Raw genomic sequence first — 16,195 nt, forward strand, 5'->3', positions numbered from 1 at the left:
TAGGAATGCTATGAGTCTGAATTTTCTTGATTTTGAACAGCCGATTGCAGAGCTGGAAGCGAAAATTGACTCGCTGACTGCAGTCAACCGTCAAGACGAAAAATTAGATATTAATCTGGACGAAGAGGTTCAGCGCCTGCGTGAAAAGAGCGTTGAGCTGACGCGCAAGATTTTTTCCGATCTTGGGGCCTGGCAGATTGCCCAATTGGCACGCCACCCGCGCCGCCCTTATACGCTGGATTATATCGCACACATCTTTACCGACTTTGAAGAACTGGCTGGCGATCGCGCCTATGCCGATGACAAAGCCATCGTCGGTGGTATCGCACGGCTGGATGGCCGCCCGGTGATGATCATTGGTCATCAGAAAGGGCGCGAAACCAAAGAGAAAATCCGTCGCAACTTCGGCATGCCAGCGCCAGAAGGCTATCGCAAAGCGTTGCGCCTGATGGAAATGGCTTCTCGCTTTAAACTGCCGCTGATTACCTTCATCGACACCCCAGGGGCTTATCCGGGTGTAGGTGCAGAAGAACGTGGTCAATCTGAAGCGATCGCCCGCAACCTGCGCGAAATGTCCCGCCTGAATATCCCGGTGATCTGCACCGTGATCGGCGAAGGCGGTTCTGGCGGTGCGCTGGCTATCGGCGTTGGCGATAAAGTGAATATGCTGCAATACAGCACCTATTCGGTGATTTCGCCAGAAGGTTGTGCCTCAATTCTGTGGAAAAGCGCCGACAAAGCGCCGATTGCCGCAGAAGCGATGGGCATTACCGCACCGCGCCTGAAAGAGCTGAAACTGATCGATTCGGTGATCCCAGAACCTCTGGGTTCTGCGCATCGTGACGTACCGGCAATGGCCGCTTCATTGAAAGCGCAGCTGCTGGCGGATCTGGCGGATCTGGATGGTTTCAATAACGAAGAATTGCTCAACCGCCGTTATCAGCGTTTGATGAACTACGGCTACTGCTGAGTTTGCCTGCGCTACAAGAAACCGCCTGCTCAGGCGGTTTTTTTACGCCTGTCATTCGTGGTTTAGGATGAGCAGGGTACACTCAGTCAGTTTTTCATGTTGTTATAAGTCTTGGTAGTTAACTGACAGGAGCAGCCCGATGAATATCATCGCGATCATGAGCCCGATGGGTGTTTATTACAAAGATGAACCTATCCGCGAGCTCCACACCGCATTGGCCTCCATGGGTTTCCAACTGGTGTATCCGAAAGACAGCGGCGATCTGCTGAAGCTGATTGAACACAACGCGCGTATCTGCGGAGTGGTGTTCGACTGGGACGATTACAGCCTTGAGCTGTGCAGTGAAATCAACGATCTCAATGAATATCTGCCGCTGTATGCGTTTATCAACACCCATTCCACTTTCGATGTCAGCCTGCATGAAATGCGTATGGTGCTGTATTTCTTCGAATATGGCTTGAATGCTGCAGATGACATTGCCCAGCGCATCCGGCAATACACCGATGAATATATGGATACCATTACCCCGCCGCTGACCAAAGCGCTGTTCACCTATGTGAAAGAAGGGAAGTATACGTTCTGCACGCCGGGCCATATGGCGGGCACCGCGTTTCAAAAAAGCCCGGTGGGCTGCCTGTTCTATGACTTTTTTGGCGCCAACACGTTGAAGGCCGATATTTCCATTTCGGTAACCGAGCTGGGTTCATTGCTCGATCACACCGGCCACACTTGGAGGCGGAAGAGTATATCGCCCGCACCTTCAATGCCGAGCAGAGTTATCTGGTGACTAACGGCACGTCTACCGCTAATAAGATCGTTGGTATGTATTCAGCCCCGGCGGGCAGCACGGTGCTGATTGACCGCAACTGCCACAAATCGCTATGCCATTTGCTGATGATGTGCGACATCGTACCGATTTACCTGCGCCCGTTGCGCAATGCCTACGGTATTTTGGGCGGGATCCCCCAGCGTGAACTCTCTCATGACAGCATTGCCAAACGGGTGGCCGAAACCGCCAACGCCAGTTGGCCGGTGCATGCGGTGATCACCAATTCCACCTATGACGGTTTGCTGTACAACACCGATTACATCAAGCAGACGCTGGATGTGGCATCGATTCACTTCGATTCCGCCTGGGTGCCCTATACCAATTTTCACCCGATCTACGAAGGCAAAAGCGGCATGAGCGGCGAGCGCATTCCGGGCAAAGTGATTTATGAAACCCAATCGACGCATAAATTACTCGCGGCGTTTTCGCAGGCGTCGATGATTCATATCAAAGGTGATTACGATGAAAACACCTTTAATGAAGCCTATATGATGCACACCACCACCTCGCCGCATTACGGCATTGTTGCTTCGATGGAAACCGCGGCGGCTATGCTGCGGGGTAATCCTGGGCGGCGCATGATTAATCGCTCGGTGGAACGGGCGCTGCATTTCCGCCGTGAAGTCCAGCGCCTGCGTGCAGAGAGCGATAGCTGGTTTTTCGATATCTGGCAGCCGGAAGAAATCGACGAAGCGCAGTGCTGGCCGCTGAACCCGGATGATAACTGGCACGGTTTCGGTAATACCGATCGCGATCATATGTATCTGGATCCGATCAAGGTCACCATTCTGACGCCGGGCATGAACGAACTGGGCGAGTTGGAGAGCAGCGGCATTCCAGCGGCGCTGGTGGCGAAATACCTGGATGAACGCGGTATCGTGGTGGAGAAAACCGGGCCGTATAATCTGCTGTTCCTATTCAGCATAGGTATCGATAAAACCAAGGCGATGAGCCTGCTGCGTGGCCTGACCGATTTCAAACGCGCATACGACCTCAATTTGCGTGTGAAGAACATGCTGCCGGATCTGTATGCTGAGGATCCGGATTTCTATCGCCATATGCGCATTCAGGATCTCGCCGCCGGGATCCATCAACTGATCTGCCAGCATGATTTACCGCGCCTGATGCAGCGGGCGTTTGACGTTTTGCCGGAAATGAAGCTGACGCCTTATCAGATGTTCCAGCAGCAGGTGCGGGGCAACGTGGAAACCTGCGAGATCGACCAGTTGATCGGCAAAGTGGCCGCTAACATGATCCTGCCTTATCCGCCGGGCGTTCCGCTGGTGATGCCGGGGGAGATGATCACCGAACAGAGCCGTGCGGTGCTCGATTTCCTGCTGATGCTCTGTTCGATCGGCGAGCGTTATCCTGGTTTTGAAACCGATATTCATGGGGCGAAACCGACCGATGATGGCCGTTATCTGGTGAAAGTATTGAAAACGCCCGCAGTTTGACGCGGGCGAAGTCGCAACCTTATAGAAGGAACATATCCATGTTGGCATTACGGCAGGTTCACCATATCGCGGTGATCGGTTCTGATTACGCCACCAGTAAACATTTTTACTGCGAGATCCTCGGGTTCACCCTACTAGCCGAGGTGTATCGCGCAGAGCGGGACTCCTGGAAAGCCGATCTGGCGCTGAACGGCCAATACACGATTGAGCTATTTTCCTTTCCGGCACCGGCGGCTCGCCCAAGTAGACCGGAAGCCTGCGGCCTGCGTCATCTGGCATTCAGCGTGGATGACATTGATAGCGCGATCGCCGAGCTGCAAGCGGCGGGAGTCGTGTGTGAACCGGTGCGTATCGATCCTTATACCCAATCCCGCTTTACCTTTTTCAACGATCCCGATGGATTACCGCTCGAATTATATGAACTTCAACGTGGTTAATGCTTGCTTGCTGGCGGTGAGCTGGTTAACGTGCGGCTATGTGGACGCGATCAAGCACAACCAATGAAGAGCAATCAACTGCTTACACAGCTTGCTGAACAACTGGGCACTAAAGGCCAACTATTGCTGGCGTTTAGCGGTGGGCTGGATTCCAGCGTGCTGCTGCATTTACTGGTGCAATTACGCCAACAAAGGCCAGGAATGGTTTTGCGTGCGGTGCATGTTCACCATGGCCTGAGCCGTTTTGCCGATGAGTGGGTGGCGTATTGCCAGCAACAGTGTGAAGGTTGGCAGGTGCCGCTGGTGGTTCATCATGTTCAGTTGGATGGGCTTAGCGGTGGTATTGAGGCGGCGGCGCGAGCAGCCCGCTATGCGGCTTTCAGGGATACGCTGATGGCGGATGACACTCTGCTGACGGCACAACATCTTGATGACCAATGTGAAACCTTCTTGCTGGCCTTAAAACGCGGCAGTGGCCCGGCGGGGCTTTCGGCGATGGCAACTGAAGCCAGGCTGGGAAGTCATTCGCTGCTGAGGCCGTTATTAAGCGTTTCGCGCCAGCAGTTGGAGGCGTATGCCAAGCTGCACCAATTACGTTGGATTGAGGACGACAGCAATCAGGACTGTCGATTTGATCGCAACTTCCTGCGTTTGCAGGTATTGCCTGTATTAAATGAGCGCTGGCCGCATTTTGCCTCGGCAGCGGCACGCAGCGCCAGCCTGTGCGCTGAACAGGAACAACTGCTGGATGAACTGCTGGCAGAACAGTTAACGCTGTTGCTGGATGAAGAAAACTCGCTGGCGATAGCCGGGTTGCATGAGTGCTCTCCGGCGCGGCGTTATGCGCTGTTGCGCCGCTGGATTGCTCTGTTTGGCGTCACTATGCCTGCACGCGATCAGTTACCAAGGATCTGGAATGAAGTGGCGCTCAGCCGGGAAGACGCAGAGCCGCAGCTACAGTTGGGCAACTATCAGATTCGCCGTTTCCGCCAGCGTTTATACCTGTTGCCGCTGATGGCTGATTTGCGCGATCGGCAATTGCTCTGGTCGCAATCGACCAGACTGGAATTGCCCGATGGGCTTGGTGCTTTGGTCTGTGGGGAAGGGAATAACCTGGTGCGTGCACCGCAGGCTGGCGAGCAGGTGAGCGTGCGCTTTAGTGCTACAGGCCGGGTGCGTATTATCAACCGTGCCGGTTCAAGACACATCAAAAAACTGTGGCAGGAGTTGGCTATTCCCCCTTGGCAGCGTGAACGTATTCCCTTGATTTACTATGATGAGCAACTGATCGCCGCCGTGGATATCTTTGTTACCGAAGCTGGGCAGGTGCCTGCTGGTGAACAGCCGTGGCAGCTGAGCTGGAAGAAAAATAATAACAATATCTTGTGAGGAACCATGATGAAAAATATGAGCGTAATGGTGGTGGCAGGGTTGTTGAGCTTTTCCGCTTGGGCGGCAGGTGACGCAGCGGTGGGCAAGAGTAAATCAGCCACCTGTGTGGCATGCCATGGTGCAGAAGGCAAAGTCTCGGTACCGCTGTACCCGAATCTGGCCGGGCAGAACGCCATGTATCTGGAGCAGGTGTTGCAGTCCTACAAGAAAGGTGAACGGACCGGCGGCCAGGCTGAAGTGATGAAAATTTATGTTGCGGCGTTGTCAGACGCGGATATCGCCGATCTGGCGGCATACTACGCCAGCCTGAAGCCATAAATGACGAGGGCAGCCGTTAGGCTGCCCTGTAGAGAGGGGGTTACCGAGGCGTTTAGTCAGAAAGACTCACGACAACGGTACCAATTTCTGGATGACTAAAGCTGTGGATATGGTCCAGACGCACATCGCGCTGAGTACCATTTTGTTCGATCGTCAGGTATTCAACACTTTTCTTTTGCAACAGATCGACTGCCTTGGCTTCGATGGTTTCTCCGTCGCGTAACTCCAGCTTCAGAGTCAGTTTTTGCTGGCAGGCGAGTTCCAGATTGTCGTAGTCATCGCAATTGATGGGTTGATACTCATCATTCATCAACATAATAAATACAAAAATAAGTAATTTTAAAATCAATAAGTTACATTTTAATCGTCATTGACGACCGACGAAAACAGTGTAGTCGTTACTTCTAAAACGCTAGCCTGAAACCATAAATGACCAGGGCAGCCATTAGGCTGCCCTGTATACCCGTTGTAAATTTTTGGGTATTGAGATGGTGTTACCGCAAAATCAGTCTGACAGGCTGACGATTACGGTACCGATTTCCGGATGACTGAAACTGAGGATGTGATCCAGACGCAAGCTGAGGGTATTACCAGACTGATCGACAATCAGGTACTCAACACCCTTGGTAAATTTCAGCTCGGTGGCAATGCCTTCAAACTTCTCTCCGTCGCGTAACTCCAGCTTCAGAATGTAGTTATGCTGACAGGCGAGTTCCAGGCTTTCATAGTCATCGCAATTGATGGATTGGTACTCATCATTCATCAACATAATGTCTCCAATGATAAATTGATTGTTAAATCAATGGCTTATGTTTTAACCCATTAACGGCCTACATAAACAGTGTAGCCGTTACTCCTGATTTTTAACTCTACACTAAATCCGGTAGTAGCGACAGGTGGGATAGGGTTGCTGCGATAGTTCTGCCAGAAATCGTTTGAAAAGCGGAAGGGGGGCATTTTTGACTGGTTAAATTTAAACCAAAAGGCGGTTCTGAATCTTATTGAGATGCTTGATGAGTTACACTGTTAAAAAATATTTTCTGAAGGATTAAAGTAGTCATAAAGAGAAAGTTAATTAGTGTTTTGGAATAAAAATATGAGGTAAGCTATACTATGAATATTAACCATGGAGATAAATAAAATAGCTAATTAAATATAAGTATCATCTTGTTTTATATGTATTAAATAGTAATTACTATATGTCTGGCATATATAAAATATATGATTATTTTAAATTATTCAATTACCTTATAATACGTTTTTATATTAATGCGTCATTGTATATATTGCCAAAATTAATATGGCTTCTTTTAAAAAAATCATGATTGGTGTATAATGAGCATATTACTTATTTGGATCTATTAACATGAATGTCAGTGATAAAGTTCTAGAGTCTTCAATAAAATCATTAGTCATAAGACATCTTTTGCATGAGCGTAATGATAAGCATACCGCTAAAAATGAATTCATCATAAATGAATTTAGCATTGCCAACTTTTCAAGAAGAGTCGACCTTGTTTTAGCAAGTAAAGATAAAATTTTCGCTTTTGAAATAAAAAGTGAGTTCGATTCCCTAAAACGCTTAAGTGGTCAAGTTATTGAATATCTTGAACATTTTGATAAGGTGACTGTTGTTGTAGCTACAAAACACATAAAGAAGGCTTTGCAGTTAACCCCTGATAATGTTGCTATCTGGGAAGTATCTGAACAAAAATTGAAGGTTGTAAGAAAAGGGAGAATAATAAAAATTACGGACAAATTTAAATTTATAAAAATGATGACACTTAATGAATTATTAAATGTTGCAAAAAAAATGAATATAGAAATAAAGAATAAAAAAAGGAAATTTGTTGAGCTATCTCTTTTCTCTGTTCCAACGGTGAAACTAAGAAAAGAAGCTATAGATAAAATTAAAAATCGCTATAAAAAGAGAGGGAGCAATTATTTTGAGAGATTACAGATTAAAAATTCTAATTTAGAATATGACCGGTTAATTTCATCAAAAAAAATAGATAGAACAGATAAAGGTATGAGTGATATAGACTGTTTCATTAATGCACTTGAGGATCTCCAGTGTAGATAAATTTATGTTAAAAGAACCTCAAGGTAATAATCATTTTTCAGACATGCAACTAAGCATAACGATATTACTTTTAAATAATATCGTTATATAGTTTAATCAACCCAGTCCTCTTCAGTATCCAAAGTGTCAATAATATCATAATAATGTAGTTGCTGATAAAGATGTAGGTTTATGCGTACAGCTGTTGCCCTATTAGCAGATGTAATACCAAATGGATCTCCTATGCTTGTTTTTTCAATCATTTGAGTTCCCCACAATCTTAAGTCTTGATTCCAATATTCTGCTTTCATCATTTCTATAGCAGCCTCTTGATATAGCTCTTCTTTTTCATAAAGATCTGGATCAAGTTCTTTTCTAATAAATCTCCAATCATTTTTTAAGGGGTAATCAATCCTAGGAGGGGGAACACCACTGCCACCATTATTTCCTAATGCCCGAGTACTTCCTCTATCTGAGTAGATTAAATTGATATTAGTACATTCAGATGAGACTTTGTTAAAAATTTGTCTTTCGAAAATAGGTATTTCTCCTCGGTATGAACCTGCGAAAGAATATGGAAATGATGTTCCTGAAACACTAAAAATAGCATTTGGAAGTAAGGAGTGAATTTGTTTAATTAGATTAGAGTATTTGTAATACTCTATTAGATTCAGCCTATTAAAATCACCATAATCTAAAACTATCAGCAAACCAGAATTAAATAGTCGTGAAGATAACGTTCTTATGGCTTTTGTAAAATCATGAGGAATTATAGAATAATCTCCCGTAAGCTCGAATCTTGCAACGAGAGGTTTTTGAAGATCCAGTAGTCTATCTAACTGTCTATCTAACTGAGAAATATCCTCGAATTGAATTGCAGGGATAATATTCTCGTGTTGAGATACAAAATCAACCCAATTTTGGTAACCATCAGAAGGTGTTGCAAGATTTATAAAATCAGCGGAAATTTGATCATGCTCAATGGCAAACTTAGATCTTGCGGATTTCAAGAATTCTTTATCGAGATCAGATATCCAATAATTGTCACCAAACGCTTTATTAATACGTTCGATTGATTTAACAAAACTCTTTGAGTTTGCCCATTTTTTCAGTGAGATCAATGGTAGTAACAAAGTTTTATCTTTAAGCGGTAATTCTTCTAATGCAGCCATCTCTGCTGGCTTCAAGGACAGAATAGGTATGTATGAATAGTTATCTATCAACATTATCAATCCTTATTAACTGACACCTAATCTATATTTTAAGGCTGTAGCTGAAACTCCAAGGCTATCAGCAATCGATTCATATAGAATAGCATCTTTTCTACCTTTATAGTGCAGTTTGTAAAAATGTTCGACATGAAATATTGGCATAATAATGTCTGCTGCGAGCCTATTGGCCTGAGCTTCTACTTCATTTGATTGTGCTGAACGATACAACACATCGTCACTTATTCCTTCGCACAAGAGATGTTTATGCAAGAGGAAATGAGCTATTTCGTGTGCAAGGGTATATCGTCGTCTGGCCTTGACATCATGTCTATTTATACGAATTGTAACTACACCATGTGTTTCTTTGATTTCACCTGATATATTTGATGGTAATGTAGCTAACTTCACCACAAGACCTAGATCAATAGCAAGTTGGCCTAATTTTATTGGGCACTCCTGCTGGTTTTTTATTATTAGTTCCTTTTGAGACGTTGCTAATTTTAGCCACTCTTGTGAGTTATTCATTGTTCGCCATCCTCTTCATCCAATTCGGGATAATTTTCAAAGCTAACTTCATATTCATCTGGATTCTTATTGCCCCTGATGATAGCCATATCAACTGCACTAGCCAAATGTTTAGTAAAAGCACCCTCATCAATTAGCCTGGCAATTTCTTTCTTTGCGACAGCATCTATCTGTGTTGTAACTTCATTTATAGCGACAGAAGATGATATGTCGGCTACCTTCAATTCAATGCTTTTTTTGAAGTTTGTATATCCAATGATTGAAACGATTGCTAAAATAACACTTAAAATAGTTATGATAACAGTTACACAAGCAAGTAAAATACTTGCCCACATGGAATAATCGACGTTGCTTTTATTTTTTAAATTCTCAATTTCCTCAGTTAATTTTTGTTGTTGTTCTAAGAGAGTCATGATTTTTTGGTTATCAAATTCAACATTCTTAATGTATGACGATTGTTTATTTTCAATGGGATTGACTAATTGCTTAGAATGCGAGGTATTAATTTTCTCAGTAGTTGAAGTCTTCGTAGATTGCTCAGGAGAAAGAAGGCTTCCATACGCTAGAAACGTTAAGCACGAAATTACTAATAAAAGTATAACTTTGCTCATATGACTTCCTTTTACACACTTTTATTAATATATAACATCCTATATCAAGTAAATCTAATGTTTTAACCTTAGATAGTGATGTAGGTAACATTTTATTCATTTGGTGAATTTTATTATCAATCGTATTTTCGTGGTGTATGATACCGGGTGTGGGGTAGAATCATTTCGGACTCGCTTGTTGGTAAAATTTGTATTTATTACTTATAGGTTATATCATCATTAAAAAAACTATATTCTTATATGTGATGAGAAATAATAGAACAAGTATGTTGACGTGACAAAAAATACGCTGGGGGAAATATAGTAGTATTAGCGGTAACATATTTTCATGTTTACATCGTGCATATTATATCTTCTGGTTTGTTATTATAATAAATATATATGCTTGGAATAGTACTGAGGATTTAAATAAACCTTGCTATTTTTGAAACAAATTCAATTTGTGTGCTATACTATAGGTGTAGCTAATACATTTTAAAACTCTGATTGATATACCAAAGATAAATTAAAGTGATAATTTATCTTTGGTATAATAGTTGAATCCTGATCCTATCGAAAAGTAGATGGCAGATGAGTAGTTCAATCAGTACGATGTGCAAATGAGACCCGTGATACAACGTAGGTGAAACCAAATCCAATGCGGTTATAAAAGCTATATGCAGTCACACGAACCACGGCAATGCGGCACAATAAAGAATTCTTAGCAGATGAATTCCTTGATAGACATATGAGGTTCACACCTGACCATGCGAAAGGGAGTTGAATAAATTTGTACAATATAGATCCGTCCAAATTTTGAAGACACATGTTTAAGTTGTTTATGTAGCTGAAACATGAAGTGCGATTAAAACCGCGACCGTTGCAATAGGACAGTGATATGGGAGAAACAGGGCAACCCGCTTCCGCTTGAACGATTTATATAATATAGATCCATCCAAAATTCACTACATAAAATGTTCGATAGATACCATCGACAAAATTAATTTTCTATCCCCCCTGCGGGGGGGATAGAAATGTTCTCAGAAAACCTCGACAATGGATTATGAAGTATATTAAATCCTTTCTTAAATAATTAATAAAGTAAATTAATTTGTATTTGTGAGAGGTTTTACGAAGTAAAACTGTCGAAGAAATACAAATTATAACTTAACAGTTTGATTGAAATACGAAACACGAAGTGTTGAGTATTCTCAATCACAAATGTTGATTACTCAAATATTAAGTCTTTTCATTATGAATATACTGATTGAATCTGCAACTATGGCTTCATTAATTTTATTGTTAATAGGTGTGATATGTCCTTTATATAATTTAGTGTTGTTATATATGTAATGAATCAATAATTATTTTTTTTGATTTAATAGAAGCATGTTCAAATACCTATTTGAAGTTATGAACACTCTTTTTGCTTGTAATGAAAATACTATCAGTAGATAAAAGTGGTGCTAAAGTAACCTGCCTTTAGTTTGTTAAAATTCATAAGTCAGCCCTGATTTTTTAGAATGGGAAAAGACAAGGGATTACCTATGCATTTAAAAATTAAAGTGCTTTTTATCTGAATCAGATTTTAATTATATCTGTTGAAAACTTTAAGGGTGTTATTTTATAAAGTACTTCAATGCTCGTAGTAATGCGAGTACTGGATTTTTATTAAAATGACTCAAAGGCTTCATATGAGTCATATATATGAAGCCTCTATTAACAAAATGTATACGATAAAACTAATTTGAATGGGGTGTGATAGCTTGTCTTATCCCATTTCATCTCACCTACTGCCAGTAGGTATACTGCGTGATACTTATGTTTTGGTACGTTATCTGATGCCTTAGCATTATATAATGGTTTTAATCTTGCTGTCAGGAAGATAGTTGTAGTATAACAAAGTAAATCTACGATACGGCTAAGGGTATGTATGGATACGGTAGAGGAACTAAACGGAACGTATTTCTATAAGGGCGTAGGTAACATTTCAGCAGGTGAGTTATTTTTCTGGGTCCTCCTTGATAAAACTGATGAACAACTTGGCGGTATAACAGATATAGTAGCAATGAGTTGTATCATTTTAGGACTGCCAATTTTAAGTACCAGAACAAAACCAGGAACCGCTACACCTGGAACATCTATAGCCTCTAAATATTCACGTCAATATCTTGATGTGAAACTACCTGTACGGCTTCCGACACTTACAAACAAGAGTATTAAGCTTTTAAAGCCAATGATGGTTAACAATCTTGGAGCTTTCGTTGGTCGTACAATCCCTGTAATCGGTTGGGTACTCCTCGCAAACGATCTCGCTCAAATCGTTTATAAAACATTATCTACCTACAACACGATAGCAAGAAAAGAAGATCGAGTATGGTAACTGATGAAGAAATCTTAGAGTTTTTCCGAGGTGAGTTATCACTTATGGTTACATGGAAATTCAAGCCAATACCTATCGAGCTTGATACACCATTGCAAAGCTATGCTGAATGGGATGAGTTGCCATACGCTATTGATGATTACAGTAAGAAGTTTGGTATCGATACATCTGTAATTGATTATAATGCTTACTATCCGTGGCAAACAGAATCATTTTTCCGTAAATGGCTTACCAAAGAACCACTCCAACAAACAGTAAAACCGCTTACTGTAAGAATGTTCGCTGAATCGGCTAAGGCTGGTCGTTGGTTGTATGATTAACTGAAAAGGAGTTTGATAAATGGCTGTCCCTGTTCACATGTGGCTAAAAGACGATGGCGGTGCCTCTATCAAAGGTTCATCTGATGTTAGAGATCGTGAGGGAAGTATTGAATTGCGTGGACTTACTCACAATTTAAATATCCCTACGGATTCAAATACAGGAAAACTAACGGGAACGAGGCTACACGCTCCTTTCTTGATTGAAAAAGAAGTCGATGCATCATCACCGTATCTTTATAAAGCGGTAGCTACTGGTCAAACGTTAAAGAGTGCGGAGATAAAATGGTATTGCATCAATGATGCAGGGCAAGAAATAGAATACTTCAATACGTTACTTGAAAATGTGAAAATTGTTTCTATTACACCAACGATGCATGATACTCGTGATTGTCCAGGGACTGGTCACATGGAAAGTGTGCAGTTACGATATGAAAAAATCACATGGAAATATGTAGACGGTAATATTCAGTATACTGATGCATGGAACGAACGAGTTACGGCTTGATGGATGAAATAGGGGCATGCATTGCCCCTGTTTTGAAACTACTACTACTCAATTACCTTTTAATGAAAACACTATCAAATTTATTTCTTCCTATTCAGTGGGGGATGAAAATGGTCTTCAGAGAATCTCGATAATGGATTATGAAGTATATTGAATTATTTCTAAAACAATTAATAAAGTACTCAATTGTTAAATCTTTTCATTATTAACCTACTAATTTAACTGGAAGTATGAGTGGTAATTAATTTAGTCATGAATACAATGTATTACATATTAATTCAATACACCATTTTTACAGGTTTATAATTTAATCATGTAGGTGAAATCTATAATAGGAAATAGCAAGACTCTAATGTGAAAATGAGAGCCTTGCTACTATATACATCATCACCTATAAGTTTTCCTCTTGAGTAAAATTATTTTTATAAATATTTTGATAATCTGTTAAATTCTTTTCTATGGATAAAAAATTAAGCAAACGTTCGATTTCATAGAGTGAAGCAGAATGAAGTTCTCTTTTGTCAATGGTTTTTAATAAAGTTTCTAAAGCTTCTTTAGCCTCCGTTTCATATTTTTCGAACCCACTTGCAATGAGGGTAAGATAAAAAGTTACTCCTTCTAGACTTGGTTGATTTTTTATTTTAATAGTTAAATTATAGAAAGCTTCTTCAAGTATTTCTTTGATTGTGCTGTTTGAAATTTCCAATAAGCTAAGCAACAGAGAAGATGCTAATTTACATTGATAATCTATAGAGGCATAGTTCATCTCAAAAATTAGTCTTCTAATTGATTTTTCATTTGTTATTTCAATACTTTTCTCTTTTGCTAAACCAAAAAAGTTGTCAATGCAATAATTTCGGATAGCCATATATTCATATCCATTTGCTTTACCTATGGAAAATTTATCTATGATTGCTTCAATTGTTTCTTTGAGCATGTTTTTATCAAAATCGGAGCCGAAAAGATTGAACTGCATAGCAAGGAATTGATTGACTGCACTATAGAACATATACGGAACACCAGACCCATTTATAACCATATTAATACAGTTTAGAAATTTATCAAAATTACTACCATTGACTTTTATAAATGATAATATGTATATGAAATTTTCAATATAACCCCAAAAGAGCGTATTTACATGAGTGATTGATTTTATGTGATTTACTAAATTCACCAGTACATCATTTATTAGCCAACGCAAATTTTCTTCAGATATAGATAGGAAATCATATGCCTCTCCTTCACGGACACCAAAAGAATAAAATAAATCTTTTATTTCAGTATTCTTAAAAAATTTTATTAAAGAATAAATTTCTTCTTTATCTAATTCAATCTTAGATTTTTGACATTGAGAGTTAAAACTACCTTCGACATAATACTTATTAATGTCTTTGAACTCGGTAAGATGTTCTATGAGAATGTTATTACCCAAGAAGTAATGTAGCATGTTTTTATGCTCACTTTTTAACGTCTCATTTTCTTTACTAAAATAGAATCCGCCCCTTGTAATTATACTTCTTTGCTTCTCATTTTTCTTTAAAAGAGAGAAAACTTTAAAAGCTCTTTCTTTTATATAAGTGTGGCGTAAGGTGTTATATAATGCAAAATTATCTAGTTTTATTTCATAAGGGAATGAATTATAAAATCCATCAACATCTTTGTATTTTTTGTCATCCAGAGAAACGTTATTATCTTTTATACTAATTATTCTTCTTAGTTCATTGTAGTTTGATGAGGAAATTAAAATTGCCGCATAGTGTTTTTTAGAAATAGCCAATCTTAATGCGGTTTCTAATAGATTTAAGCAGCTTTGATAGTTCTCAGAATAATAATATAATTGAGAGCAGTAAAGCAAATTATCTAGATCATCAATGTTGGAGGGAGTGTTGGGGTAATGAAATGATAGATTTGATTCAAGTTCGTTGTTTATACTGTGGTTTGGTATTTTGAAAAATTTACTATTGTTCTCGTCCTTGGATAAAGATATTCCAGATATACTTGCTTTGCTTAATATGGAAAATATTTTTGAATGATTTTCCATGATAAATTTTTCTTCGTTTTCTTCCAGGCCTGAAACGAATTTATTAAAAATAGTTCTTGTTTCTTTATTATAATCTGTAGTTAGTATGTTATTATAGAAAATAAATAGTGTAAGATTTGGATAGTACTCATACCCACAATTTCCTAATGCAGATGAAACTTGTTCATATAATACTTTTTTAAGATTACTTAAATGTCGAATTTTCCCGTAGACAAATGCTATAGGATCAATACTACCAGCAGCATTAAAGTTTTTGTAACTGACTATTTTTGATATGAAATCATATATTATTGAGGAGTAATTATCTAATCTTGGGATTTTTCTTTCAAGATCAGTTAGTACAATCGTTTTTATACCATGGTTTTCAAGATATTTTATCTTTGATTTATTCTCGCTAAAAGTTAATAGGTAAATTGGTTGTCTGGATTTAGCATGATTTCGCAGCCACATCATTATTAATTTCAAGTCAATATCATTGTATGAATATCCTATGAACAAGACCGCGTTAGTGCTTAAAACTCCTTTTATATAGTTTGATATTAATGGTGAGTTATGTTCATAGTTTAAATAGTCATCTTCTTTGAAAATAATATTATGATGATTAAAGTCACCATGCATTTTTACTAACTTGTTTGGTAATGATGATTTCGATAAATCCTCATCAGAAACAATAATATCATATAGCTCCAAGTTCTCAGATATAGATTTTTCAAGTAAACAATCCCAATTGGTTGTTATTATATTTTTTGGTTCTAACTCTAGTATTGATTTATGAACTAAAGATGGTGATGCATCTATGTTAAAAAATGATTTTAATTTACGATAGTATAAGTAATCACCGTGTTCAAGATAGTATGATTGAGCTAGTTTTAAATAGTCATGTTCATGCTCTAAGTTTAATTCTTTTTGAAGGGCTTCTATCAAATCACTCCAGCTTGGAAATTTTGCACCATCATTTTCTGATGATTTAGATATACCAGCACCAACAAATACGCAAAGTCTCTGTTCTTGTTTTGCACGGTGTAGATCTTCAATTATTTTCATGTCCATTTGATATCCTTAATTAAAATTACCCTGCATAATTTTATTAATATAGATGTAATTAAAATAATTAACTAATGTTACTGTTTGGATAATATCACTAATATATTTTAA

14 protein-coding genes and 1 pseudogene are annotated in these 16,195 nt (G+C 39.7%); 9 read left to right on the plus strand and 6 right to left on the minus strand.

Going from position 1 to position 16,195, the window contains the following annotated elements; translation table 11 throughout:
• Positions 1 to 10: 10 nt before the first annotated feature.
• The 5 genes and pseudogenes from accA (at position 11) to ACX1CU_RS05315 (ending at position 5,400) form a co-directional block, all read left to right on the plus strand.
• Positions 11 to 970 carry an acetyl-CoA carboxylase carboxyl transferase subunit alpha gene (gene accA, locus ACX1CU_RS05295; RefSeq protein WP_459401563.1) on the plus strand — a complete coding sequence of 320 codons (960 nt, stop codon included), beginning with the start codon at positions 11 to 13 and terminating at the stop codon, positions 968 to 970.
• A gap of 139 nt (positions 971 to 1,109) precedes the next feature.
• Positions 1,110 to 3,253: pseudogene (locus tag ACX1CU_RS05300) on the plus strand (lysine decarboxylase LdcC).
• Between the two features lie 38 nt (positions 3,254 to 3,291).
• The gene (locus ACX1CU_RS05305; protein WP_459401564.1) at positions 3,292 to 3,690 is read left to right on the plus strand and encodes a VOC family protein; all 399 of its coding nucleotides are present in this window, start codon (positions 3,292 to 3,294) and stop codon (positions 3,688 to 3,690) included.
• Positions 3,691 to 3,753: 63 nt separating this feature from the next.
• On the plus strand, positions 3,754 to 5,079 hold the full coding sequence (tilS, locus tag ACX1CU_RS05310; RefSeq protein WP_459401565.1) for a tRNA lysidine(34) synthetase TilS: 1,326 nt from the start codon (positions 3,754 to 3,756) through the stop codon (positions 5,077 to 5,079).
• A 9-nt stretch (positions 5,080 to 5,088) separates the two neighbouring features.
• Complete coding sequence (locus ACX1CU_RS05315; protein ID WP_459402727.1) at positions 5,089 to 5,400, plus strand: c-type cytochrome; 312 nt, start codon at positions 5,089 to 5,091, stop codon at positions 5,398 to 5,400.
• 52 nt (positions 5,401 to 5,452) lie between these two features.
• Here the strand turns inward: ACX1CU_RS05315 and rof (ACX1CU_RS05320) are convergent, their stop codons facing one another.
• Positions 5,453 to 5,716, minus strand: coding sequence for a Rho-binding antiterminator (gene rof / locus ACX1CU_RS05320; RefSeq protein WP_459401566.1), 264 nt, complete (start codon positions 5,714 to 5,716; stop codon positions 5,453 to 5,455).
• A gap of 189 nt (positions 5,717 to 5,905) precedes the next feature.
• Positions 5,906 to 6,163, minus strand: coding sequence for a Rho-binding antiterminator (gene rof, locus ACX1CU_RS05325; RefSeq protein ID WP_459402728.1), 258 nt, complete (start codon positions 6,161 to 6,163; stop codon positions 5,906 to 5,908).
• Positions 6,164 to 6,766: 603 nt separating this feature from the next.
• Between rof (ACX1CU_RS05325) and ACX1CU_RS05330 the strand changes: the two genes are divergently transcribed.
• The gene (locus ACX1CU_RS05330) at positions 6,767 to 7,483 is read left to right on the plus strand and encodes a sce7726 family protein (RefSeq protein WP_459401567.1); all 717 of its coding nucleotides are present in this window, start codon (positions 6,767 to 6,769) and stop codon (positions 7,481 to 7,483) included.
• Positions 7,484 to 7,575: 92 nt separating this feature from the next.
• Here ACX1CU_RS05330 and ACX1CU_RS05335 read toward each other — a convergent pair whose 3' ends face one another.
• Genes ACX1CU_RS05335 through ACX1CU_RS05345 form a run of 3 tightly spaced genes read right to left on the minus strand, consistent with a single transcriptional unit; the run spans position 7,576 to position 9,809 of the window.
• Complete coding sequence (locus ACX1CU_RS05335; RefSeq protein ID WP_459401568.1) at positions 7,576 to 8,688, minus strand: beta family protein; 1,113 nt, start codon at positions 8,686 to 8,688, stop codon at positions 7,576 to 7,578.
• A gap of 12 nt (positions 8,689 to 8,700) precedes the next feature.
• Positions 8,701 to 9,198 (minus strand): ImmA/IrrE family metallo-endopeptidase, encoded by a 498-nt coding sequence (locus ACX1CU_RS05340; protein WP_459401569.1) that lies wholly within the window; start codon positions 9,196 to 9,198, stop codon positions 8,701 to 8,703.
• On the minus strand, positions 9,195 to 9,809 hold the full coding sequence (locus tag ACX1CU_RS05345; protein WP_459401570.1) for a hypothetical protein: 615 nt from the start codon (positions 9,807 to 9,809) through the stop codon (positions 9,195 to 9,197). The genes ACX1CU_RS05340 and ACX1CU_RS05345 overlap by 4 nt, the downstream gene beginning before the upstream one ends.
• Positions 9,810 to 11,721: 1,912 nt before the next feature.
• Here ACX1CU_RS05345 and ACX1CU_RS05350 point away from each other — a divergent pair.
• The 3 genes from ACX1CU_RS05350 to ACX1CU_RS05360 are packed head-to-tail and all read left to right on the plus strand — an operon-like array spanning position 11,722 to position 12,996.
• Positions 11,722 to 12,171 carry an STM2901 family protein gene (locus tag ACX1CU_RS05350; RefSeq protein ID WP_459401571.1) on the plus strand — a complete coding sequence of 150 codons (450 nt, stop codon included), beginning with the start codon at positions 11,722 to 11,724 and terminating at the stop codon, positions 12,169 to 12,171.
• On the plus strand, positions 12,165 to 12,491 hold the full coding sequence (locus ACX1CU_RS05355) for a DUF1493 family protein (protein ID WP_459401572.1): 327 nt from the start codon (positions 12,165 to 12,167) through the stop codon (positions 12,489 to 12,491). The genes ACX1CU_RS05350 and ACX1CU_RS05355 overlap by 7 nt, the downstream gene beginning before the upstream one ends.
• Positions 12,492 to 12,510: 19 nt before the next feature.
• Positions 12,511 to 12,996 carry an Hcp family type VI secretion system effector gene (locus ACX1CU_RS05360; protein ID WP_459401573.1) on the plus strand — a complete coding sequence of 162 codons (486 nt, stop codon included), beginning with the start codon at positions 12,511 to 12,513 and terminating at the stop codon, positions 12,994 to 12,996.
• Between the two features lie 391 nt (positions 12,997 to 13,387).
• On the opposite strand, the gene ACX1CU_RS05365 is transcribed toward ACX1CU_RS05360, so the two are convergent.
• Positions 13,388 to 16,084 carry an SIR2 family protein gene (locus tag ACX1CU_RS05365; protein WP_459401574.1) on the minus strand — a complete coding sequence of 899 codons (2,697 nt, stop codon included), beginning with the start codon at positions 16,082 to 16,084 and terminating at the stop codon, positions 13,388 to 13,390.
• Between the last annotated feature and the right edge of the window lie 111 nt (positions 16,085 to 16,195).

Source organism: Serratia sp. D1N4 (assembly GCF_054552755.1).